This is a genomic window from Nostoc sp. CALU 546 (genome assembly GCF_048836525.1).
The window spans coordinates 1-25,240 of sequence record NZ_JAWJTF010000006.1 but is presented as its reverse complement, the minus strand read 5'-3'; the positions used below and the strand labels follow the sequence as shown (position 1 = coordinate 25,240).

At 41.4% G+C, this 25,240-nt stretch carries 17 protein-coding genes; 11 read left to right on the top strand and 6 right to left on the bottom strand.

What is annotated here, in order from left to right:
- Window positions 1–498 precede the first annotated feature (498 nt).
- Entirely contained in the window at window positions 499–1,437 is a 939-nt protein-coding gene (locus RRG12_RS04500) for a phosphoribulokinase (protein WP_420758584.1), read from the top strand.
- A 216-nt stretch (window positions 1,438–1,653) separates the two neighbouring features.
- Here the strand turns inward: RRG12_RS04500 and RRG12_RS04495 are convergent, their stop codons facing one another.
- Entirely contained in the window at window positions 1,654–2,229 is a 576-nt protein-coding gene (locus RRG12_RS04495; RefSeq protein WP_420758501.1) for a hypothetical protein, read from the bottom strand.
- 47 nt (window positions 2,230–2,276) lie between these two features.
- Window positions 2,277–2,840 carry a hypothetical protein gene (locus RRG12_RS04490; protein ID WP_420758500.1) on the bottom strand — a complete coding sequence of 188 codons (564 nt, stop codon included), beginning with the start codon at window positions 2,838–2,840 and terminating at the stop codon, window positions 2,277–2,279.
- 171 nt (window positions 2,841–3,011) lie between these two features.
- On the opposite strand from RRG12_RS04490, the gene radC reads away from it, so the two are divergent.
- Window positions 3,012–3,743 carry a RadC family protein gene (gene radC, locus RRG12_RS04485; RefSeq protein WP_420758499.1) on the top strand — a complete coding sequence of 244 codons (732 nt, stop codon included), beginning with the start codon at window positions 3,012–3,014 and terminating at the stop codon, window positions 3,741–3,743.
- A gap of 140 nt (window positions 3,744–3,883) precedes the next feature.
- Here the strand turns inward: radC and RRG12_RS04480 are convergent, their stop codons facing one another.
- The 3 genes from RRG12_RS04480 to RRG12_RS04470 all read right to left on the bottom strand — a co-directional run bounded on the left by RRG12_RS04480 (window position 3,884) and on the right by RRG12_RS04470 (window position 8,668).
- Window positions 3,884–4,675 carry an SDR family NAD(P)-dependent oxidoreductase gene (locus RRG12_RS04480; protein ID WP_420758498.1) on the bottom strand — a complete coding sequence of 264 codons (792 nt, stop codon included), beginning with the start codon at window positions 4,673–4,675 and terminating at the stop codon, window positions 3,884–3,886.
- A 278-nt stretch (window positions 4,676–4,953) separates the two neighbouring features.
- A complete protein-coding gene (locus tag RRG12_RS04475) occupies window positions 4,954–6,426 on the bottom strand; it encodes a lipase/acyltransferase domain-containing protein (protein WP_420758497.1) in 1,473 nt (490 codons plus the stop codon).
- A 232-nt stretch (window positions 6,427–6,658) separates the two neighbouring features.
- Window positions 6,659–8,668, bottom strand: coding sequence for a hypothetical protein (locus tag RRG12_RS04470; protein ID WP_420758496.1), 2,010 nt, complete (start codon window positions 8,666–8,668; stop codon window positions 6,659–6,661).
- Between the two features lie 604 nt (window positions 8,669–9,272).
- Between RRG12_RS04470 and RRG12_RS04465 the strand changes: the two genes are divergently transcribed.
- The 4 genes from RRG12_RS04465 (at window position 9,273) to RRG12_RS04450 (ending at window position 14,174) form a co-directional block, all read left to right on the top strand.
- Window positions 9,273–10,730 carry an NADH:flavin oxidoreductase gene (locus RRG12_RS04465; protein WP_420758495.1) on the top strand — a complete coding sequence of 486 codons (1,458 nt, stop codon included), beginning with the start codon at window positions 9,273–9,275 and terminating at the stop codon, window positions 10,728–10,730.
- A 65-nt stretch (window positions 10,731–10,795) separates the two neighbouring features.
- Window positions 10,796–12,262: a cytochrome c gene (locus RRG12_RS04460; protein WP_420758494.1), complete on the top strand. Its 1,467-nt coding sequence runs from the start codon at window positions 10,796–10,798 to the stop codon at window positions 12,260–12,262.
- A 30-nt stretch (window positions 12,263–12,292) separates the two neighbouring features.
- Window positions 12,293–13,729 (top strand): cytochrome c, encoded by a 1,437-nt coding sequence (locus RRG12_RS04455; protein ID WP_420758493.1) that lies wholly within the window; start codon window positions 12,293–12,295, stop codon window positions 13,727–13,729.
- Window positions 13,730–13,736: 7 nt separating this feature from the next.
- A complete protein-coding gene (locus tag RRG12_RS04450) occupies window positions 13,737–14,174 on the top strand; it encodes a hypothetical protein (RefSeq protein WP_420758492.1) in 438 nt (145 codons plus the stop codon).
- A 129-nt stretch (window positions 14,175–14,303) separates the two neighbouring features.
- Here RRG12_RS04450 and RRG12_RS04445 read toward each other — a convergent pair whose 3' ends face one another.
- Entirely contained in the window at window positions 14,304–15,869 is a 1,566-nt protein-coding gene (locus RRG12_RS04445) for a cation:proton antiporter (RefSeq protein ID WP_420758491.1), read from the bottom strand.
- A gap of 206 nt (window positions 15,870–16,075) precedes the next feature.
- Here RRG12_RS04445 and RRG12_RS04440 point away from each other — a divergent pair, with 206 nt between their 5' ends.
- The 5 genes from RRG12_RS04440 to RRG12_RS04420 all read left to right on the top strand — a co-directional run.
- On the top strand, window positions 16,076–17,077 hold the full coding sequence (locus RRG12_RS04440; protein ID WP_420758490.1) for a DUF389 domain-containing protein: 1,002 nt from the start codon (window positions 16,076–16,078) through the stop codon (window positions 17,075–17,077).
- 42 nt (window positions 17,078–17,119) lie between these two features.
- A complete protein-coding gene (locus tag RRG12_RS04435; RefSeq protein WP_420758489.1) occupies window positions 17,120–18,673 on the top strand; it encodes a cation:proton antiporter in 1,554 nt (517 codons plus the stop codon).
- A 413-nt stretch (window positions 18,674–19,086) separates the two neighbouring features.
- Complete coding sequence (locus RRG12_RS04430) at window positions 19,087–19,803, top strand: pirin family protein (RefSeq protein WP_069073473.1); 717 nt, start codon at window positions 19,087–19,089, stop codon at window positions 19,801–19,803.
- A gap of 3,209 nt (window positions 19,804–23,012) precedes the next feature.
- The gene (sat, locus tag RRG12_RS04425) at window positions 23,013–24,191 is read left to right on the top strand and encodes a sulfate adenylyltransferase (protein ID WP_420758488.1); all 1,179 of its coding nucleotides are present in this window, start codon (window positions 23,013–23,015) and stop codon (window positions 24,189–24,191) included.
- Between the two features lie 171 nt (window positions 24,192–24,362).
- Window positions 24,363–25,240 (top strand): caspase family protein (locus RRG12_RS04420; protein WP_420758487.1); only part of this gene is annotated, 878 nt, incomplete at its 3' end.

Below are 25,240 nucleotides of genomic sequence, written 5' to 3'. Positions count from 1 at the left end.
ACCTTCTGTTGTTGTATGAAGAGTGCTGAGTTCCAAGTGCTGAGTTGAAAGACCACCCACAAGGGGCGGGGCTTTTACCGTAGTGCGAAAGTACTGAGTACTTCTTAAATTTACTCGCTTGCCGAGGCACTCAGCAATGAGTGGGTAAATAATACTCAATTTATTCATGTTGACTTCAATGATGGGAAACGAGTTCTATAGGACTCATATTTGATTTTTGAACAAAACTCAGTACACCTTTATTCCATCTTCCCAGTCCCCAATCCCCAATCCCCAATCCCTAGTCCCTTACCTCTACGAGTGATTCTCCAAATCAAAGACGCTCGTTCGCGTAGCGTGTCGTAGACAAGACTCGCTACCGCTTCGCTATTGGATTGCTATATATGTAGAGATATTGCATACCAAGCCTTTGCTTGAGTTACTCGCCTAAACCCTTCTAGAATGAAAACTATTGTAGGGAATTTTATTAATAAACTTGTTTTTATTGTGGGAGGTATGATGAGCCGTCCAATAATTCTTGGTATTGTCGGCGACAGCGCGGCTGGGAAAACAACACTAACGCGAGGAATCGCTCAGGTACTCGGCCCAGAAAATGTTACGCTCATTTGTACAGATGATTATCATCGTTACGATCGCCAACAACGTGCAGAAATTGGCATCACTGCCCTCCACCCCGACTGCAATCACTTAGATATTATGCAGCAACATCTGTCGTTGCTACGCACGGGACAACCAATTCTCAAGCCAGTTTACAGCCATAAAACCGGCACATTTGAGCCACCGCAGTATATCAAGCCGAATAAATTCGTGATTATTGAGGGATTACTCGGTTATTCTACTCGTGCTGCTCGTGACTCTTACGATGTGAAAGTTTACCTTGCACCCCCAGAAACACTACGCGCTAAGTGGAAAGTTAAGCGAGACACCCAAAAGCGCGGCTACACGGCTGAACAGGTATTAGCGGAACTAGAAAAGCGTGAACCAGACTCATCACAATTTATTCGTCCGCAGCGGCAATGGTCTGATATAGTCATTAGTTTCTATCCACCCACCGGGGAAGATGATGAAACCAATGGTCATTTAAATGTCCGTCTCGTACTTCGTCCGACAATTCCCCACCCAGATTTTACTGAGATTGTCAACTCTGGCTATGGTAATTCTGACTCAGCAATCCGCTTGGGGCTAGACAGGGATATGAGTAAGCCTGTGGATGTCTTAGAAGTTGATGGTCATGCAACCTTAGAACAGGTAAATAAGCTAGAGCATATTATTTGTTCTGATATGCCCCATTTACGAAGTATTTGCGATCGCGAAAGTAATCCAGAACTGGGTAAAATTGCTGGTACAACTGGAGAAACACTCCAAAGTTATCCTCTGGCTTTGACTCAGTTGATCATTACCTACCACATGCTGAAAGCAACGCAAACTTATCAGTAATCAGCGAAGATGGAGGATTAAGGAGTTTGCGATCGCGTGCAATGTTAGGTTGTTGAATTATGCGAACGCACTATTAGTCTGTCAAGTTTTAATTGATGGGTAAGCAAGTTCGTAGTGAGGACTTTAGTCCTTATTTTCTAAGCACTAAAGTGCTTACTACAAAACCTCAAAACTATCTTGACAAAGTAATATAATTATGGTTTTAAACTCAAATGCTCATGATTGTGACTTGACGGGAGCTTGCAGCAATTCAATATCTTTAATCTGAAGAATACCACTACTCTCAAATTGCACACTGATTTGAATCTTGGCAGCATTCGCTTCTTTTTTGAAATAGGCACGCACTTTGTAAGGCTGAAAATTTTCCGTTTGTGAAACTCCTCTACCCCATGAAGTTGTTCTCATTTCGCCCGATTCTCTTGGTCTACCTACACCCAAACTTACTGCAATTGATTCTTCTGTATTCAGCGCTTTCGCATTAAATTGACAAGCAAGAACACATTCTTGGACATCGGGTTCTGCAACTTCAAACAAGATGACTTTTCGCAAAGGATCTGTACTATTAGTTAGAAAGCGCTGAGTATTATCGTCATAAGCTTCAATTTGCCAACTTTCTTCGACAATTGCAATGCCTCCCTTTGTCACCGTGGAATCGGCAGGTGTGAATCGACGAATCAATACAAATGGCTCTGCGGCTTCGGGAATAGCTAGGGGTTTTTCCAGTTCCTTAAGGGCTTCCTGAGCTTTAGAGAGAATAAAATTTGTCAGATTTTTGAATAGCTCGTCAAACATAGCGTACTTTAACTAATTACTCAAATTTCAGGTATTGCTCATGATTGCTACTTTACAGGCGCTTGCAACAATTCAATATCTCTAATCTGAAGAATGCCACTACTCTCAAATTGCACACTGATTTGAACTGTGGCGGCATCTGCTTCTTTTTTAAAATGGGCACGCGCTTCATAAGGCTGCAAATCTTCCGTTAGTAAAACTTCTGTTGGCCATAATCTCGTCATTGTGCCCCATTGTCCCGTTCTCCGCCAACCTAAACTAACTTTAATTGGTTTTTCTGTGTTTAGCGCTTTGGCGTTAAATTGACAAGCAAAAACACACTCTTGCACATCGGGTTCTGCAACTTCAAATAAGATGACATTTCGCAAAGGATCTGTACTATTAGTTAGAAAGCGCTGAGTATTATCGTCATAAGCTTCAATTTGCCAGCTTTCTCCAACAATTGCAATGCATCCCTTTGTCACAGTGGAATCGGCAGGTGTGAATCGACGAATCAGCACAAATGGCTCTGCGGGTTCGGGAACGCCGAAGCGTTTTTGCAGATCGTTACCGACTTCTTGAATTTTAGAGTCAATAAAACCTTTGAGATTGTTGAATAAATCATCGAACATAGCGATCGCCTAAATCATCTTATTTTTAGTATTCCCTTTGAAGGTTGCAAATGAGATTACCCATAGAAACTGACCAAGGTTAAAGATTTTCTCAAATAAAGATGTTTTTGAGAGCAAACAAGGGATAAATAAAGATAGTTACATCTTTAGTGACTATTTTCTTAGTTTCCTATGACCTATTGCCTCAGAATTGCCGACTTACCTACAAATGAGCGTCCGCGTGAACGATTAATGACGCATGGTGCCAAAATTTTAGCCACAGCGGAGTTAATCGCAATTCTTCTAGGCACCGGTCAAGGGCCGGGAAAACTCTCTGCTGTGGGTTTGGGACAATATATTTTGAGCGAATTAGCCAAACACCAACGCGATCCTTTGGTAGTTCTGCGAGAAGTTAGCCCTGCTGAGTTAATGCAAATTTCTGGTGTTGGCCCGGCAAAGGCGACAAGTATCTTAGCAGCAATTGAATTGGGTAAACGTGCTTTTCAATCTCGACCCAATGATGGCACATTAATTGATAGCCCACTTGCTGCTGCTGCTACCCTTAGTCAAGATTTGATGTGGCAAATACAAGAACGTTTTGCAGTGGTGTTATTAGATGTCAAGAATCGCTTATTGGGTACGCAAGTAATTACCATTGGTACCGCAACGGAAACCTTAGCCTCTCCCCGTGATATTTTTCGGGAAGTTATTCGCCAAGGCGCAACGCGGGTAATAGTTGCCCACAACCATCCTTCTGGGAACCTTGAACCCAGCCAGGAAGATATAGAATTGACGCGTCAGTTGTTAGCAGGGGCACAGCTTTTGGGCATTCCGGTACTAGATCATCTGATTTTGGGCAATGGCAATCATCAGAGTTTACGGGAAGTGACAACCCTTTGGGATGAGCATCCGCAGGGGGATTAAAATAATTCGTAATTCGTAATTCGTAATTCGTAATTCGTAATTAAAGACTTGTGAGAATTGCAACACGCAGATCCCGGACTTCTTTAAAAAGTCCGGGATCTTGTTTCTGCGCGTTTGATTTAGGATTGCTATGGTAAAACTTATTTGCTTTCCTGCATATTTCTGACTAGTTTAGTCACTAGCTTTCTGGGAGTAAATCTTACAGATTCAGCAAGGAGCTTATTTTTAATTCCAGGAACTACAACAGTTTTGTTTTCTAATAGACCACGATAGCCGATTTGGGCTACTGTTTCCGCAGTCATAATTTTTTGACCGCTTACTAGCTTTGAGTCTTCCATTGCGGCTCTTTGTTGAAAACCAGATTCGGTAGGCCCTGGACAAAGCGCCGTTACAGAAACACCTGTATCTTCTAACTCATTTGCGATCGCTTCTGTGAACGATAATACATAAGCTTTGCTAGCGTAGTATACTGCCATCAGCGGCCCTGGTTGAAAAGCAGCAGTCGAAGCCACGTTTAATATTTTTCCAGACCCCCGCTTCACCATACCCTTTAGGAATAATTTGGTTAAATGTGTGAGACATAAAACATTAACCTGTAACATTTGCATTTCAGCATTCAGGTCAATTTCGTTAAATAATCCATAGGTAGCAAAACCAGCATTGTTTACCAGCACGTCAACTCTGATAGATGCTTGTTCTAGCTCAGTGAAAATTTCTTCTGGGGCTGATGGATTTGATAAATCCTTGGAAATAACTTTGACAACAATGCCAAATTTATTTTTAAATTCATCGGCGATTTTATTCAGCTTGTCCACGCTTCTAGCTACCAACACCAGATTGTAACCATCTTGAGCAAATAACTTTGCAAATTCATAACCGATGCCGCCAGATGCACCAGTAATAAGAGCCGTTTGTTTGCGATTACTCTGCATAATTTTTTCTTTGTTAACAGCTTAAACAATGAATCATTTAGTTATTAGCTATTATTAACCTAACGCTCTTGAACCTTAATTATTCTCTCTTTACAATACTTAAAAAGCGCTAATTAATTTAAACTAATCACTGACTACACAACAAGCATTCCTCACACTACTACTTACAGCAGATTTAAAATTAGTGAAGTACACAAGCTAAGTCTTAAAGCCAGATATTTTACTTCTGAATTCTAACTCCTGAATTCTGAATTCTGACTCCTGAATTCTGCTGTAATTTATTGCCACCGTGAAATTTCCAAGCGGACTGCCACATTTTGGCCTAATACTCTTTGGCCACGTTCAGGTAAGGGAACGTATGCAACATATACATTTGAACTGGATTCTGAAGTGGGATTTAAGTTCGTTACTGGCTCTTTTTCAACGGAATTCCAACTGTATTTAGCCTCATAAGTACCATCTGTTGCGACAACGTCAGTAATTAGATAGTCAGTCCACAAAGGCACTTGGTCGAGATGACTGTCACGTAACCAATTTGTCTCTTGTTTTGTGAAAGAATGTAGTGCTAAACGCAGGGCATATCTACAGACATTATTATCACTAGCTGAGTTTTTTGGGATTAAAAAGGCTGTAAATAGAGGAACGGGTTTATCTGTTCTGGTTAACTCTTGTGTGATTGGGCAATAATGAGCGATCGCTTGTTCATATATAGGAGTAGGAAGACCACGCAAAGCAACCCTAGTTTCTAGTTGATAAAAATTCTTGTTCTGTTCTTTTAAATCGACATTACTCAGAGACAGTTTCACCTGAATATCACCGAACAAAAAGCGTTGCAGATTTTGATAACCTTCTTCCGAGTTTAATATACCATAACGTCCACCATGAGCGCGATGAATATATGCACGATGAGATCCTGTGATGTAGGCTTTATCAATCTGAACTAAACCATCACTTTTCACCCCGACAGCCTTTCGTGAAAGACCCAAAGCCTCTTCATAATCATGTGCATTAGTGCCGATTAGAGAAAAGACGCGGCTTGGCGAAAATGCATTCTCTATACTTTGTAACTTTTCTAGTTGAAAATTATTAGGTAACTTATCGGTTGGCTTAACATAAGGTGTTAAATACTGGTACATCCGCTGAGGGCCAAAATCATCAGAATTATTCAATTGAAACCTGTCCCTCAGTTCTTCCAGCAAGCCACTTCCGACTTCAAAATAAATGCCACCATGAGGTGTACCGTAGGTAAAGAATTTATCAATGTGAGCGGCAGCTTGCTCACCTTTTTCTGGATAAATCTTTTGAATCAAGCTTCGACAAACAAGGCCTCCCATTGAGTGGGCGACAAGATAAACTTTGTCTGCACCCGTCGTTTTCTTAACGTTTTGGATCAAGTTTCTTAAACCCTTAGCTATCTCCTCCATCTCCTGACGAACTACACTTGAGGAGCCAAAACTAGGTGTAGTTACATCATAAAATCGGTAGATCCAAATAGTTTTATGAAGTTGACCAGACAATCTTTTAATCTGATTGCTCACATTCTGATTGTCAACAATCGGTTGATAACCATGATCAGTCATTAGCCGCAGCAATGGACTCTCAAAAACAAACTTTTGGGGATTTTCTTTCTGGTCTACTCGAATATGTGTTGAACCACTATTGAACCCATAAAATGGATCGTTAACTGTTTGTTCAACATCTTTTTGTGTCCCTGCATATCCACGAACAAAGATTATTGGTAAATACTGCATCTATATCCTCACTAGTTATTGAAGAAGAATTCAGAAGTCAGAATTCAGGAGTCAGGAGTCAGAATCAAGACGCGACGCTGGTTCCTCTCTACCGCTACGCTATCGTGGACTCGCTTGCCGCCAGCGCTATCCGCCACTCACACAGAAAACATTGCTGAATTCTGTTCGATAAATATTTTTGCTCGTTCCCATATTTAACATGGGAACGAGTGCAGCATCCAGACAATTTGTCTTAGAAAGTTTTCACAAACTCAATTAGGGCTTTCTTATCTTCATCTGGCAGATTTGAGCCAAAATAATGACCCTCATCTTCAACGAAGTCGGGAGATTTGTTGGCTCTTAAAAGCACACGTGCTAATTTACCTTTGATTCCACCGCCCGGTTTCAAGTCTTGGAAAAGGCTGCTGAGATTGAGAGATGTAATCGCCTCTCTAATATTGATGCTTGCCAGCAAATTCACAGGTGTACCTTTAGGAATAGGAATCCTAAATCTCGGATTTGGATCTCCTGGAGGAAGCTCTAATTTAGTATCTTGAGATGTCCTGCTGATAATTCCTTCACGCTTTTCAGGCCACAGCAACTTTTCCATAGCATCCGTATAGGCTTCCACACGTCCTTTCACTGAAGGATCTTCGTTGTAAAGTCCTAGTGTGTTGTTGTGCAGAAGTGGTGCTGTTGCCCAAATACTAACTAGCGAAGGTGTGCGGTAATATCCCAAACCGCCATCTGGTATTTTAAATTCAATGGGTTTTTTCTCATCGAAGGGGTTGTACAGCGTCAAATTACCTGGTGACGGTAGTTCTTTGTAGGTTTTAGACGAGAACTGATCCCAAATATGCCCCTTAGTAGCATTTGTCCCTAGCGATCGCGCCGCATTGGTACCAATTAGTGTAACTGGATAACGCTGGTCATCAGACAAGAAGTTGTGGTCGAGAAAATTACTACTGAGTACAGATTCTTCATACCATTTCTGAGCCTGTTCGGAGTCAGCAGCAATTTCAGCAGGTGGCTTTTTGCTGGAATGGCAACCAGCACAAGTACTAGCAAAAACCAGTTTGCCACGTTTGAGAACTTCTTCGTCTTTGGTCAATAACTCTTCACCACCCGGTGCATCTTTCAAGTGCATCGGCTTGATGGTTTTCAAGAATGCTTCGGCATCAGCCATGCGTGCTTCTGTCTGTCTCCAGCCTTCGCACTCCTTCCGCGCCTTTTCGATATCAAAAGGTTTTTGGGGAGTTCTGCCTAATAAAGGTTCATGGAGAGTCGTCCAGTAATCGCCGCACATCCCAATATTGACGTAGACGCGTAGTGAGGCATTTGCCACTCCTGTAGAGTCTGCACCATCCTTGAGAATATGATTGACATCCTTGATTGAACCATCGTTCATTACTTCTGGATATGTGGGGCGATCGCCTAAATTAAAAATGGCATTGATCGCATTCGGATTGTTGATGTGATCGTTACCAATCCGAGAAGTATCAGATGTACCCGGCCTTTGAGAGTCAAGTACTTGCTTAACAAAACTATTTGCCCCAACGCTGGATGCAAATAATTTGCTTTCCTTGATGTACTGATTACCCAATGCTGCTACAAGATTTTCCCATTTCGGGTGTTCCTTATCTTTGGGTGGGTTGAGAGGATCTAACGCTACATGACAGATGGCGCAAGACTGCCCAATTACGTATGGAGGCTCAACTTGTGAAGTTTTGGCATATTCAACAGAGTTCCATTTTGCCGAGTCGAAGTTGGGGTTTTGGAACTTACGCAACCCGATAACGCCAGTTGAAAGTGGATCTTTGCACTTATCTAGCCACAAACCGTATTCATCTGGTGTTGTTGCTTTCTCACATCCAGGATCGTTAATAGCGCCATAGCGTTGGAATCGTTCATCATGCACACGCGAATCAATCAGCTTTAGCAGATCAACACCGCCATGTGTCCGCTTCGCTAAATCACGATAGTACTTAGCGTTACCGCCAGTCCATAAGTACCAAGTACAACGGCCCCGTTTCTCGGCATCTGTCAAATTCTCTATTTTGTAGTCTGGGAGATAACCGATACCCTCACAGTTATCAGGGTATTCAGATACACCCGCATCTGAATGGCTAGTACTTATGGACGTAGGTGTTTCACTATACTCATCAGCTAAAGCTGTAGGCGTTCCATAAAAGCCGCAGACTATAAACATAGTCACGAATAGCAGGAGCAGACAGCCCTTAAAAATTAGACTTGTCTTTTTCATAAAACTCTTTCTTTGTAAGACCTAAACCTTCTCCACAGCACCTCACATTTGCAGAGGTACACTAATACTTCATCACTAATTTCCCATTTTCCAGATTTAGTCTTGGGATATTTTGATGATTTTAAATGTACCTTACTGAGGTTAGTTATATATGAACTTACTACACAAGTTTGCAAAACGTCATCAATAAACTTTTATACATTTTTAAACCAAAAATTTAAAAATTTGTAAACTTACAATGGTGTTCAATAACCAATTTGCTATGGTTATATCCATTCCCTAGGTACTTGGTTAAGTTTGTAACAAATTGTTAGAAGCTAATCTTAAGGTTGACTTAACCTTTTAAGAGAAATAAAGACGAAAGTTTTCATTTTTCTTAAGATTTTGTTTGTTTATTTTGTAGGTTTACAAACTGCAAAAGACTTTATATAACTGTAAAAACCAATAAGGATAAACATCCATGCTGAAACTTGGTAGGAAAATATAAGTAACAAAAACTTAATACTTAGCTTTCGCATCCGAAAACCTCCACTGTAGATTTGTAGAGATAAAATATTACCCTCCCAGAGACATTAGAAATCATAATTCTCTGGCGAGGCTATTCGTGCTACGAAAAATTCTGACACCTAATTTTATTGCCGAAAAAACACAAAAGACAGAGGAACAGATGGAAAACGATATTATCTTTGAACCATTGAGATTCCGTAATCTCACAGTAAAAAATCGGATTTTTCGCTCTAGTATTTCTGGAAGATGGGATAACTATGATGGTTCAGGAACCCAAGCCCGAATCAACTGGGAAGAAAAGTTTGCTCGTGGTGGTGTAGGGGCTATTATTACTTCCTTTGTACCAGTCGCCATCCGGGGAAGAATTATGCCCAATTATGCCACTATTGACTGTGATGAACGCATTCCTTTTTGGCGGAAAGTAGGAGAAAAAGTCCACGAATATGACTGTAAATTTATCTTGCAATTAAGTCATTCGGGGCGACAGCAGGACATTGCTGGTGTAGAAAACTTAGGAAAAAAAGCCTTAAGTTCCACTAGCCAAACTGAGCCATTTCACGGATTTTTGTGTCAAGCGATGACACTAGCAGAAATTAAAGAAACAATCCAATACTTTGCCGATGGTGCTAGACGGGCCCGTGAAGCAGGTTTAGATGGAGTAGAACTGCACAGTGCGAATGGATATCTTTTTAACCAATTTCTCAGTTCTGGAATTAACGATCGCCAAGATGAATATGGTGGCTCATTAGAGAATCGAGCGCGGTTTCTGCTAGATGTAATTAGAGCAATTCGTAAAGAAGTAGGTAATGACTTTCATCTGCAATTTAAAATTAGTGCCGTTGACTATAACAACGCCGTCACCTTTTGGGAAAAACCAGGTAATACCATAGAAGATTCTATCCAAGTTTGTAAATGGGCAGAAGAAGCTGGGGCTGATGGCATCCATGTATCAACTGGTAGCTTATTTCCTCACCCACTCAATCCCATTGGTGATTTTAATTTTGATGTTATTACTAAAACTTATGATGCGATGTTGTCGAGTGGCGTTGAAACCACACGCAACTACATTTTATTTCGCAAATCATTTCTGCATCCAATTTTCAATCTTTTATGGAACCGTGTGAAAAAGCAATTACCTCCTCAAGCATTTAGTGGCAATGATGTAAAAGATCCCAAAATTAAGCAGTTATTAATAGAGAACCAAGGCAGAAACTTACTAGATTCCAGAGAGATTAAAAAGCACGTTAATATTCCCGTATTATGCACTGGTGGTTTACAGCAAGCTTCATATATTCGTCAAGCAATTAATGATCAGTATTGTGATGGTGTCACAATGGCTCGTACCCTAATTGCTAACAATTACTTAGTTAAATCTTTTCAAGAAGGTAAAGACTTAGCAGATAAACCATGTACTTATTGTAATAAATGTCTGTTGAATGTAATTGAAAATCCCTTGGGTTGTTACGAGCAGGATCGCTTCAATAGCTATGAAGAGATGATGGAAGAAGTAATGTCAGTTTTTCATCCAACTCAGTTTGCCAATTCATCTAAATAAAAAGCGATGGGTATCACATTGACAATTTCGCTTACAGATAATCTCGACAATATGGGGAGTGTTTCATGACTGAACAAACAAACCCTACCCTACTTCCGACCTCAATTAAGGGAGTATTTCAGCGGATTTGGGTGGTGATTGTAGGCATTGTAGCAGTAGCAGTATTTTTCCTTTGGCCTGTTTTATCTAACTCCCCAGTGGATTATGCTGATATTGAAAACCACTTTAAATATGGTTCAATCGGCAGCGAACCCATCAATGGCATCCCTTACTGGATTTGGAAAGTTTTACCAGAATTATTCCCAGATAAATTACCCGGACAAGGTTATAATTCTTTGGGATTTATCAAAGAACCTGACAAAGATTTACCTGTAGGTTTTTCGCAACGAAGAGTCTTTATTGACCGAGTTGGGTTGAATTGTGCAGTATGTCATACAGGGACACTGCGAGATACCCCTAATAGTGAACATCAAGTCATGACTACGATGCCTGCTAATGTGCTGAATTTGCAGGGATATATCAAATTTTTATCAGCAGTTGGTGTGGATGAGCGCTTTACTGCTAACCGGATGTTACCAGAAATTGAAAAAATTAGTGGTGGTCTTAATCCCATTGAAAAATTACTTTATCGCTTCATTGCAATTCCCCAAACTAGAGATGCACTAATTAATCAGGCATATCGACTTAAGTTTGTGGAAGAACAACCAGATTGGGGGCCAGGAAGAGTAGATACTTTTAATCCTTATAAAGCAATTCAATTCCATTTCCCAATGGATAAATTGCGTGAAGATGAACTGATTGGTACTTCTGATTTCCCCTCAATTTGGAATCAAAAACCCCGCGAGGGATTGCAGTTACATTGGGATGGTAATAACACATCTGTTGATGAACGTAATAAGAGTGCAGCCTTAGGAACTGGAGTCACACCCACAACAATTGATTTGCCTCGAATTCAGAGAGTTGCTGATTGGCTGTGGGAACTACCACCACCCAAATATCCTTATGAAGTTAACGAAACTTTAGCGGCTACAGGAAAACCACTTTTTGAAAGTAATTGCGCTAGTTGTCACGCTTTTGGTGGTGCGTATACAGGCAAAGTTGTACCAATTCAAGAAATTGCTACAGACCCTCATCGCCTAGATTCATTTACTTATGAAACCATCTCTAACCAAAATACGCTGTATGCAGGTTATCCGTGGCGCTTTAAGAATTTTCGCAAGACTAATGGCTATGCGAATATGCCTCTTGATGGTGTTTGGTTACGCGGCCCTTATTTGCACAATGGTTCAGTCCCTACCTTACGGGATTTACTAGAAAAACCAGAGAACAGACCACAAGAATTTTATCGGGGCTACGACGTTATCGATAGAGAAAAAGTTGGTTTTGTCTCTGATGTAGCCGAAGAAAATGGTAAAAATTACTTCAAGTTTGATACAAAACTTGATGGTAACAGTAATAGCGGTCACTTATACGGCGTTGATCTTTCCCCAGAAGAAAAAGATGCGATCGTTGAGTACATGAAGAAACTTTGAAAAATCTTTTAGCGAGAAAAACCTAAGTTTATGGCAATACTTAAGTCAAAATTAGGGAAAATAATCACCTCAATTGTTGTAGTTATTATCCTTGCTTTTGGGGTTGTGGGTTATGTGGGATGGTACAACCTTTTCCGCGAAGTTCCTAGCGAAGTTTATGAGTTACCGGAGGATCATTTTAAATATGGTTCTATTGGTACAGAACAAGCGCAAGGTGTACCGTATTGGATTTGGTTAGTATTACCACGCATATTTCCCGATAAGCTACCAGGCCCAGGCGGTTATACTTCTTTGGGAATTACCTGGGAAGAAGGTAAAGAGCTACCAGTCGGTTTTTCTAAAAAAACAATTGGGTTTCCCAGAGTTGGAATAACTTGTGCTGTTTGTCATCATGCTACTTATCGAGAAAACCTCAAAGATAAGCCAACAATTATTGCAGCTGGGCCTGCTAATAGATTTGATTCTCAAGGCTATATCCGCTTTCTCGGTAACGCTGCTAGTGACCCCAGATTTGAACCGGATTATATACTTGATGAAATCAAATATAGTCATGAGTTTAGCTGGTTAGAAAACCTGCTTTATCGTTTTATAATTATTCCCCAAACAAAAAAAGGGCTGCTGCAACAAAGTGCAGACTTTGCTTGGACTGATTCTCGTCCTAATTGGGGGCCAGGTAGAATTGACCCGTTTAATCCTGTGAAGTTTACTACTTTAAAGTTGCCTAAAGATGACACCATTGGTAACTCAGATATGATGCCTCTGTGGAATCAAAAGCAACACCAAAACTTTGCCCTGCATTGGGATGGTTTAGAAACTTCGCTGCGAGAAACGGTGCAGACTGGAGCGATTGGTGACGGTGCAACTAAAGAGTCTCTACCAGTAGAGGATCTCCAACGAGTAGAAGATTATATTTCGGAATTACCGCCTCCTAAATATCCGTTTGCAGTTGATGAGCAACTAGCTACACAAGGAAAAGCGATTTTTAGCAGTACTTGTGCATCTTGTCATGCATTTGGCGGCGAAAGGACTGGTAAGGTGATTCCTGTTGAAGAAGTGGGAACTGACCGCCACCGTCTAGATATGTGGACGCAGCAAGCAGCAGATACTTACAACAAATTTGGTGATGGTTATGCTTGGGACTTCAACCAGTTGCGAAAGACCAATGGTTATGTTTCTGTCTCTCTTGATGGTCTTTGGTTAAGAGCGCCTTATCTCCATAACGGTTCGGTGCCATCCCTACAAGACTTGTTAGAAAAACCGGAGAATCGTCCCCAATCTTTTTATCGAGGATTTGATGTCTATGACCAGAACAAAGTTGGCTTTATTTCCGAAGGAGAAGAAGCGCAACGTGTAGGTTTTAAATATGACATTAGCGTTCCTGGTAATAGTAACCAAGGACATATCTATGGCACTAATTTACCTGTCAAAGATAAACAAGCATTAGTCGAATACTTAAAAACTTTGTAACCAAGTTATGAACAAATATGCTGTTTGGTTCCGGGCGCTCGTCTGGTTAGGTGTTATCCAAAACTGCGTGATGGGTATACCCGCTATCTTCGCACCGAATTGGTTGCTGGAATTACTCCACCAAAGACCTACCGAAGACCCGGTATGGACTTCGTTTGCTGGCTTGCTAGTGGTTCTGCTGTCGCTGTTCTACATTCCGGGAGGAAATGACCCGTACCGCTACACATCTAATGCGGTACTAGCGATCTTTGCGCGATCGCAAGGAGTGATCTTCTTTTTCTTTATTTACCCCAATGTTTATCCCGTCTTCGGGATTATCGACTTGGTATTTTTCTTGTTCCAAGCACCACTGTTGATACTGACCATGCTCAACAAACCTCAAGCTTCTACGCCGGATAACGATGTTTTAAAGTATGACGGGTCTACCTACAAAGAAGTAACTTGAAGTTGCTTGTTAGGTGGAACTAATTTTTAGATCACAAAGATGCGATAAATCGCCGTCTCTACAATAATTAGTCTTTTGTAGAGACTGCGATTTATCGCGTCTCTTGCCTTAACCGAACAGTATTGGAAGTCAACCTTCTTTTTGATTCGGCAAAACACCCTCAAGCATAGATTCTAATTCTTTATTTAACCGACCAGATTTGACAAATTCTGCATAAGTATCTGCCTCAATTGCCAGCAGTTCTCCTCGAAATTGTTCTGTTGTAAAGCTCTGAAGATTGGGATATTCACCCTGTAATTTGTCAATTTCTATCCGTAAATCTGCAAGTTCACCTTTGATTAGTGTCTCTTGATAACGACGAAACTCTGGGTCAATACCTGGGCGTTTGTCTGCCTGGAGATGTTCTAGAACGCGTTCTAAGGCAACATGACGGGCAACGAATTCTAAATATTGCTCACGTAAGGGTGCATCACCTAGCAAATTGAGTTTCTCTAGCAATGGTTTGATGGTTAACCCTTGGACAAGTAGAGTAAATAAAACTACTCCAAATACCGTTGCAATGATTTTTTCTCGCTCTGGTAATGTTACTGGTACACTCAATGCCAAGGCAATGGAGACGGAACCACGTAACCCACCCCACCAGAGGATAGTTTGTTCTGGTAACGAAATGTCCGATTTGGTGATGCTAGTACTAAATTTGGTGAGAATCAAAATAGCAACTGCTCGCATCAAAATCATTGCTACCACTGTCACCATTATGATTTGCAGGTTTTCGCCTAAACTAGCAAAGCGTATTTGGTCGCCAATTAGTAAGAAGACAATCGAGTTAACAAAGAACGCCAAAAATTCCCAAAATTCGGAGACAATAATCCGAGTGCGGGGATTCATGCCGATACGAGAGCCAAAGTTGCCTAAAATCAAACCTGTGGTGACAACCCCAATTACCCCAGAACCGCCTAAATCTTCGATAATCAGGTAAGTGCCGTAGGCGGAAACTAGGGTTAAGGATTGCTCCACCAAGGGTAAATCGAAGCGCTGGGTGAGATAGGAAATCCCAAATCCAATGAAAGCTCCTACCCCTACACCAATGCCAACAACTGTAAATAACTGCAATAAAATTGGCTGGAATTCCAATTCCACAGTTCCCAAAGATAACGCCACCAAAAAACTAAAGGCAACTACAGCCATGCCATCATTGAATAGGCTTTCACCTTCCATTAAGGTGGTAAGACGACTACCTACACCGAGTTGGCGGAACAAAGCGGTGACAGAAACCGGGTCAGTGGCAGATAGACTGGCGGCGATGAGTAAAGCTGTAGTTAGGGAAATACCAACGAATTGATTGAGAGCGATCGCTACTCCTGCTATTGTAATTAACACCCCAAACACTGCATACAAGCAAATTGGCACTAAATCCCGCTTCAGTTCTGACCATTTCAAATTCCATGCGGCTTCAAATAGCAGCGGTGGTAAAAAAATGAACAAAATTAATTCGGGGGAAAGGGTTACTAAACGCACATCCACCAACGCCAAACCTAACCCAACAATCACCAGTAGTAAGGTGTAAGGGATATTGCGAAACCAGCTAAATATCTGCGGTAGTGTCGCCACACCTAGAGATACCGAAAGTACCAGTAAAAACTGCTTGAGATTGTTTGTAATCACTTCTTCAGCGATCGCGGATTCAAGTACCATAAGTAAATTCCTGGTATAATTTTGCATTTATTGAAACAGAATTCAGGAGTCAGGAGTCAGAATTCAGAATTCAGAATGAAGCCGTGAATTTTGTATGTTTGGCAGACTTAGATATGACTATTTTCAGATGACACCAATTCAATTTAAGACTTTAATTAGCAGAGAATGAAGATTTTACAGTTAACCGAACATTTAGGAGGAAGGTCTTGAGTAATAACATTCGAGACCGCTTTAAAAATTTCCGCCGTCGGGGTTCTCACCCAGAACAACTCCAACAGCTACAAACAGACTTGCTGGCAGAATCGACTCTAGACTCAGCTTACATAATTTTGATTATTAGCTCCTGTGCGATCGCTACTTTAGGTTTATTGTCTAATAGTGCGGCTGTGATTATTGGCGCGATGATTATTGCCCCTCTAATGTTGCCGATTCGCGGGTTAGCTTTTGGTGCTTTGCAGGCAGATATTACATTATTCCGTAAGGGAATAATTGCTGTAGCAGTGGGCACTATATTAGCTGTAGCGATCGCCTGGACTCTGGGTTGGCTAGTAGGGTTGCCCAGCTACGGTAGCGAGATCCTGGCTAGATCAAGACCAACATTATTAGATTTGGGAATTGCGGTAGCGGCTGGTGGTATCAGTGGCTACGCAAAAGTTGAGACGAAAATCTCTACTAGTTTAGCGGGAACTGCGATCGCTGTCGCCCTCATGCCTCCCATTTGTGTCATTGGCTTAGGCTTGGCACAGGGAAATTGGTCACTGAGTTTCGGGGCAACCCTACTTTATCTCACCAACTTGTTAGGTATCGCCCTCTCCTGTATGGTGACATTCGTGGTAGTAGGTTACACTTCAATGGCGCGGGCCCGTCAACCCCTAATTTGGACTATGGCTTTAACGGCTATTTTGGTAATTCCCTTGGGAGTAAGTTTTGCCAGACTTGTACGACAGGCACAACTGGAAAATAGTCTACGACGGGCATTATTAAACCGAACTGTCACTTTTGGACGCTTGCAGTTACTCAACAGTAATACCAATTGGTTGACAAATCCCCCAGAAGTCCGTTTGAGTGTCCGGGCAAGGGAACCTGTCACACCCCGGCAAGTAGAATTATTAGAAGAATTTATCGAACGAGAGATGGGGCAACCATTCACTCTCATTTTTGAAGTTGGTCAAGTGGAGGAAATTCGACGTTCTGAACCAACGCCCTGAAGTTGCTAATGTAAAGTCAAGATAACTTTCCAGAATGCAATAGTGGATGTAACTCAATTAGTCAAAGTTTCAATTATTCTCTTGCTTGTTGCTACAGGTGTAGCTTTGCTGTCCCGACGGCTGCGAATCCCTTATGTCACAGGTTTAGTATTAGCAGGTTTGCCAATCACTGAGTTATTATCTCGGCCCATTGGTTTAAATCCAACCCTTGTATTGAATCTTTTCTTACCAATTCTCATCTTTGAAGCTGGTATTAATACAGATGTCAGCCGCCTACGCAGCACCTTTAAACCAATTGCCCTACTAGCTGGGCCAGGGGCTATACTTTCTAGCGCGATTATTGCCGCCCTCTTAAAATTTGGGCTGGGACTGGGTTGGATACCTGCGTTATTTGTAGGAGTAATTCTGGCAAACACTGATACAGTTTCCATGATTGCTGTATTCAAGGAGATACCAGTTCCCTCAAGGCTTTCCACCATCGTTGAAGGAGAAACCCTATTCAATGATGCAGCCGCCCTAGTTTCCTTCAACCTGATTTTGCAAGTATATTCAACAGGCTCACTCACATTTTTAGAGGGAATCCAACAACTACTATTTATCTCTCTAGGGGGATGTGTTGTGGGGTTAGTCTTGGGCTACTTGAGTATACCTATATTCGCCCGTTTAGATGATGCTCTTAGCAGTCTTCTACTGACAGTTGCAGTTGCATTAGGAACTTTTCAGGCTGGGCAATTTATCGGTGTATCGGGTGCTGTGGCTGTAGTTGTTGCGGGATTAATTTTCGGGAATTTAGGGCTTTCTGGCAATACTTCTGCTTCTAGTCGCATCACCTTGTTAAGTTTCTGGGAATATGCCAGTTTTACCGTCAACACCTTTATTTTTCTGTTGATTGGTGTAGAAATAGACCTAGTAACGCTCTGGAGAACTTTACCTGCAATTCTACTTGCAGTTTTGGCTTATCAAGTCGGACGAGTTCTTACAGTCTATCCGCTACTAGCAGGGATTCGTTGGATTGACCGCCCAATTCCGCTGCGCTGGCAACATTTACTGTTTTTAGGCAACATCAAAGGTTCACTCTCAATGGCTCTAGCTTTGAGCTTACCCACTACTCTACCAGGGCGAGAAGTCTTGATAGCTATAGTCTTCGGCTGTGTGCTGGTGTCGTTAGTGGGACAGGGCTTAACTTTGCCCTGGGTGGTAAAACGCTTAAAATTATCTAAATTTTCAGAAGCTCAACAACAGGTTGAAGAATTGCAAGCCCAGTTAATGACGGGTAAGGCAGCACAAGATGAATTAGATAGTTTGTTGAAATCAGGGGTGTTACCAAAAGCCGTTTATGAAGAGATGCGTTCAGCTTATCAAGTGCGAATTGCCAGTGCAGAAAAAATACTGCGGGAACTATATAATCGTCGTCCTGATGAGGTAGAAGGTAGAAGTGGCAAGAGCAGTAAACTGGAAGCTATTCGCCGACGTTTACTGCTGGCAGAAAAAGGAGCGCTCAATGAGGCAATGCGGAAGCGAATTCTCTCAGAAGAAATTGTGCGTGGGCGGATACAAACTCTTGATGAACAATTACTGAAATTAGAAGATGATTAAGGATATGAGGCATTGGTCAAAACAGTTGTGTTAGCAATAGTGGGGCGTTTAGCCCCGCTACTGCTAACAGCACTTTTCATCCATTGGCTACGCTGTCCCACTTTCCCAAGGGTGGACTTATAATGTGCATCTTCATGCAGAATTGTTATTAAGACACCCTAGTAGCTAATCTTGTTGTTGAAAAATTAAAATTACAGTAATTTAGTTTTTAAAGAGTGTATTCCATTCAATTGAAAACCGCTGTCAAATCTCACAGTATCTTTTTGGTAAGTACGCCACTTTTAAGTGCGTACTTCTCATTTTATATGTATATACTTTACTATTTAAATAGTTACAAATTAGGTCTAATCAATCAGAACTTTAAACTTTCAATTCTAAATTCTTCTAAAAACAATTAACAACGAGGTAAACTTATGTCTCAAAATACAATTACCCACTTAATTCACGATCGCAATGACCGCGGCCACGCTCAAACAGGCTGGCTCGATAGTTATCACACATTTTCTTTCGGTAGTTTTTACGATCCCAACCGCATGGGATTTCGCTCTCTGCGAGTGATTAACGATGATCGCATCGCCCCTGGTGCTGGATTTCCTACCCACAGTCATCGTGACATGGAAATTCTCACCTACGTCTTAGAAGGTGCTGTAGAGCATAAAGACAGTTTGGGTACTGGGTCGGTGATTCGTCCTGGTGATGCCCAAATTATGAGCGCTGGTACTGGAATCAGCCACAGCGAATTTAATCCCTCACCAACAGAACCACTGCACCTGCTACAAATCTGGATTCTTCCCGATCGAGAAGGAATAACGCCAAGATATGAACAAAAAGCTTTTCCTCTCGAAGAAAAGCGCGGTAAACTCCGCTTAATTGCCTCTAAGGATGGGCGCGATGGTGCTGTGACAATTCACCAAGATGTTGAGTTATATACATCTGTTTTAGAGTCAGGTGATGTTGTTAATTATCAAGTCAAAAGCGATCGCTATGCCTGGTTACAAGTAGCCCAAGGCATAGTCAACTTAAATGGTGAAGAACTCAGAGCCGGCGATGGTGTGCAGATCAACGGCGAAGAACAGCTAGAAATTAGCACCAACATCGGCGGCGAAATCTTGCTTTTCGATTTGGGCTAATATTCCACCTAACCTGGATTTCTCACAAATGAGAAATCCGGGAGTTGGGTATTCTGTATGACTGGTGGATAGCGCAGTGTAAAGCCTTCTCTTTCAGAGACGCTAACGCGAACAGCATGGGCATGGCTTCGCTTAGAGCGAGTATTTTCGAGTCGCGTCTGAATAACCGGGTTTAATACCACCACCAAATCGTAGATTTGGTGGTGCAACAATTCAATCGCTGGTCTGAATCCCCAACTGATTAGATTCTGACTCCTGAATTCTGACTCCTGAATTCTGAATTCTTCTTCAATTATATTTATTAAGTTATATAGGACTCATATTTGATTTCTGAAAAAACTCAGTACAACTAAGAAGCCTTCTTGCCTGTTGCCTGTTGCCTATTGCCTATTGCCTATTGCCTATCTACGCAAATTCGTTCAGAAATCAAAGCGGATTCCTACACCATTGCTGTATGCTAATTTTAAATGTGACAATTTTTATTTTTAATTCACTATATTTAACTATTTATCTATCTAAAGGAGGTTTAATCACTTGCCAAAATGGCAATATCAATACGTATCATGTTTTAGAATTATTGTACACATCCTAGAGCAAGATGACCAAAAGGAAGAGTAGCTCTAAATTAATTCTGGTGTGTCGAATAACTGCTTTCTATGGAGGTTTAGCTTAGTGCTAAACCTTTTTCATGGCTTCCATTATCGTTTGATAAGGATTCTTATAATATTTGTATGCTCCCTAACAGCAACCGAGTTCTTAATTTTGGATAAAGTCGAGCTAAAAGGATATTTGAAAAGTATTGTGCGAATATAATTCGCTACCACAAAAACAAATTACATCTCTATATACTAATATAAAAATAATGCTTTTTAACCTACCAAGGCATGTTTTGCCTGTGTAGGCGTGATTGAAAATTGCAGCTAAAAGTAATAAATTAGACTTTTCAAAAATCCTCTAAGGCTTGGTGATAAAACAAGTTTTTTTTATTAAAACAATTCGCAATTCGCATTCTTGCTAACGCCCCGCTTCTCTACGAGATGCTACGCGAACGCTAACGCAATGACACTCTCTACGAGATGCTAAAAGCGAATGCGGACTCGCTACCGCTACGCTAAAATAATTACGTTTTGCGTTAGCGAGTCTGCGAGCATCCGGGGATTTAGACCCCGACCCAAAACGGGCTGCCTGTCTTGCTGGGGACTTAAACCCCCAAAGTTATTTAACATGAATTCCTATAGGACTCATATTTTATTTCTGAAAAAACTCAGTACAACTAAGAAGCCTTCTTTCCTGTAGCAAGATTGCCTATTGCCTGTCTACGCAAATTCGTTCAGAAATCAAAGCGGATTCCTATATTAAGTATAATTTAATGTAAATTGTATAAAGCACTGGTATTAGATTAATATTTCGCTTAATGCAGACTTTTTTATAGCAATTAATTCTTGATTTGCCAACACTTTGGAGAATTTTTGTAAACCCACTAGAGACAGATGAACTGAAATCAAAGTAATTCTAAATTAGCTAGGTATGGTAAACACTTGGTATATATAGGGCGTGGCTTTTAGCCATGCCTTTTTCGTGAGTAGCATCAAGTAAGTGAAACGTAGAAACAACAAGTAAAATACTTACCCTATAATCTTTATATTTAATGTAAATAAGAGATTAATATCAGATCACAGAATATTGGAACTGATACTAGAGAAGTAGAAAATATCGTCCAATTTATCTATTTAGTATTAAAAAATACTATCTATAATAGACTAAGCAACAAAAAAGTACCAATACCATATATAGATAAATATTTGTATCGTTCTATGGATAGTAGAAATAACTATTTTACAGAGTTATTATTCAGCCTGTTAATGCCTGAAAAACGTGTATGCACCCTGGAGTAATACCCAGGGTCTTTTTTTATAAAAGCTTCGATCAGCAAAAGATAAACTCTCATTAGAGTAACGGTAAATTGAACATAGATAGACCCGTTCGTTGACAAAGCCTCTCGTACCACTCCGTGGTTATTTGAAACCAAGCTTTTTTCATTCTTTAGGTATATTTTTATGTATTTTTTAAATAAACCAGTCAATATTTTTACCAAGTGATTGAATACCAGATGCCTGAATATTTATACACATCCTCTAGGATGATGATCTGTAAACAGAGTAGAACTAAATTAATTTAGTACGTTGTTAAGCACAGCAATTATTGAGGTTTGGTTCACAGCCAAACCTTTTTTTTACAAGTAACCAGGAAATGTTATATCAGATGTCAGAATATTTGGACACAGCCTATAGGAAGATGAACTAAAGTAAGAGTCAGTCTAAATTAATCTTGGTGTAGTAAATGCTTGGTATATATAGAGGCTTGGTTTAACCAAGCCTTTTATTATTAATAATCAGGTAATGGCGTATAAGTCTTCAGGATATTTGGATACAGTCTATAGGAAGATGAACTAAAGCAAGAGTGGGTCTAAATTAATCTGGGATGTCTGCTTAAGCACTAAATATATAGAGGTTTAGCTGGGTGCTAAACCTTTTTTTAAGCAAGTGACGAGAATTGAGGAAGAATTCAGGAGTCAGAATGGGCTAAACGCCCCGCTACCGCTAACAGGAGTCAGAATAAAGACGCGACGCTCGTTCGCCCTTGGCGTCTCCCCTTGGGAGAAGACTCGCTAACGCTACGAAGCACCGCCAGTCATACAGAATACCCAACTGAATTCTGAATTCTGACTCCTGACTCCTGAATTTTGTTTGATCAACGACACCGAATAGCTCGTCGTAGCCATCGCTCTCATTCATGACACTGGGTAAATTCCTATCGAAGCATAGCTTGCAAAATAATCATCAATGTTATGCGTTAATTGCATGACTACGGATTTACTATAGCTTCACAGATGCGATCCTAATATGTAGGGAATAAAGATGGATACCCCTGGTGTTGACCAGGGGCTTTTTATTTAGGAACTTCCAAGAAATTAGGACTTACGCAAACAATAGCCGAAACCTCCCAGAATGGATTCCCAGCCTGGGGGCTGGGAACCAGTCAGAACAAGGGCTGTATCTTTTCTTAGTGCCATTCCCTCCAGAGTCAAAATGGGAGGAACCCAGTTCCCAGCCCCCTATATACCCAAACTATTTTTCTCTACGTACCAGCATTTGATAAGTTAGTACATAATCTGAAACAATAACAGTAAAAGCAAAGAGGGGATTACGTTGAGTCACAATCCAGATGCCATAGCCCCCCACGGTGGACAGTTGGTTAACCGTATCGCCACATCAGAACAAAGAGCAGAGTTCCTATCAAAAGCTAACTTTTTGCCACGAGTAGAACTTGACGATCGCGCCGTATCTGATCTAGAAATGATTGCGATCGGTGCTTTTAGTCCACTCACGGGTTTTATGAACCAGGAAGACTACGATCGCACTGTTACAGAAATGCGATTAGCTAACGGTCTTGTGTGGTCAATCCCGATTACACTATCGGTAAACGAAGAAGTAGCTTCTCCGCTGCCAGAAGGTGGCTTAATCCGTCTCGATAACTCCAGAGGGGAATTTATCGGAGTTTTGCAACTCACCCAAAAATATCACTACGACAAAACCCGCGAAGCAAGAAATGTCTACCGCACTGATGATGTCAATCATCCAGGCGTGCAGGTACTCTATAACCAAGGTACTGTAAATCTGGCGGGTGACATTTGGTTGTTGCAACGCGAACCTCATCCCCAGTTTCCCACTTACCAAATTGATCCAGCCGCCTCACGGCAAATGTTTAGAGAAAAGGGTTGGAAAACCATCGTCGGCTTTCAAACACGCAACCCCATCCACCGCGCCCATGAATATATTCAAAAGTGCGCTTTAGAAACTGTTGATGGTCTATTTTTGCACCCATTAGTCGGGGCGACAAAAGAAGATGATATTGCCGCTGACGTGCGGATGCGTTGCTATGAAATTTTGCTGGAACATTACTACCCTTTAGATCGGGTAGCTTTAGCAATAAATCCAGCCGCAATGCGCTATGCTGGGCCTCGTGAGGCCATATTCCATGCTTTAGTCCGCAAAAACTACGGCTGTACTCACTTTATTGTTGGACGGGATCATGCTGGTGTAGGTGACTATTATGGCACTTACGATGCTCAGTATATATTTGAAGAGTTTGCGCCAAGTGAATTAGGCATTGTGCCAATGAAATTTGAACATGCTTTCTACTGCACGCGCACTAAGCAGATGGCAACATCTAAAACTAGTCCCAGCAGGCCAGAAGAACGCATTCACCTATCAGGGACAAAAGTTAGAGAAATGCTGCGGCGCGGTGAGTTACCTCCACCAGAATTTTCTCGCCCAGAGGTAGCAGCAGAGTTGGCACGGGCAATGCGGATAGAAGTACCGGTTTAGGGAATTGGGCATTGGGCAAAATAGTTCTGAGTGCTGAGTGCTGAGTGCTGAGTTAAGAGTTAGGAGTGAAGAGTTAGGANNGCCCCCTGCTCCCCAGGTTTTTGTAACTTTACAATACAGAGTTCAGCCCTGTAAGCTGCTAACTGAATAGCTGAGGGCTGATAGCTAATTATGAAACGTCGCACGTTTTTAGAGAGAATTGGCTCAATACTCGCGGTATTGGGGATAACTGAAGCTGAGTGGTTGTCTTTAGGAAATCGCTATTATCAGGCTTTGGCACAACCCAGTCCGCGTAAGTTGGCATTGTTAATAGGTATTAACCAATACCCAAAAATTCCAGCCCTCAGTGGTTGTCTGACGGATGTGGAACTACAAAGAGAACTTTTGATTCATCGCTTTGGTTTCCAAGGGTCAGATATCCTCACCTTAACTGAGGAAGAAGCTAGTAGGGAATTCATTGAGGCGGCTTTTTTACATCACCTGGGCAAGCAAGCTAAACCCGGTGATATGGTCGTCTTCCACTTTAGCGGTTATGGCAGTCGAGTCAAATTGGAAACATCGCCAGAGACAATGCAAAATGCTCTGGTAGCAGCTAATGGAATTATAAATACACAAAATGAGAAAATAGTCAACTATATATTAGAAGAAACTCTACTGCTATTATTGCGATCGCTCCCCACAGACCGAGTAACAGCAGTATTAGATACTAGCTATGATGCTCCTAGCACAATCTTAGGATTAAAAAGTCGCGCCCTTCAGGAGTCAGTGGCAAAGTTAGCAGCAGAGGAACTTGACTTTCTCCAACAACTCAAAACTCAGAATTTACCAAGCACTCCGATTGTTTTAGCAGCTACCTCAGAACCAAAGCAGCCGGCAAGGGAAGGACTCTTTTCTGGTTTTAGTGCCGGGTTATTTACCTACGCTTTGACACAGTATTTGTGGGAATTCACCCCAGCCAGCACAATTCAAGTCGCCCTTTCCCATGTGGAAAATTCTCTATTCAAATTGGGTAGCAGACAACAACCAGGGAATCTGGAAAACCTCTCTCC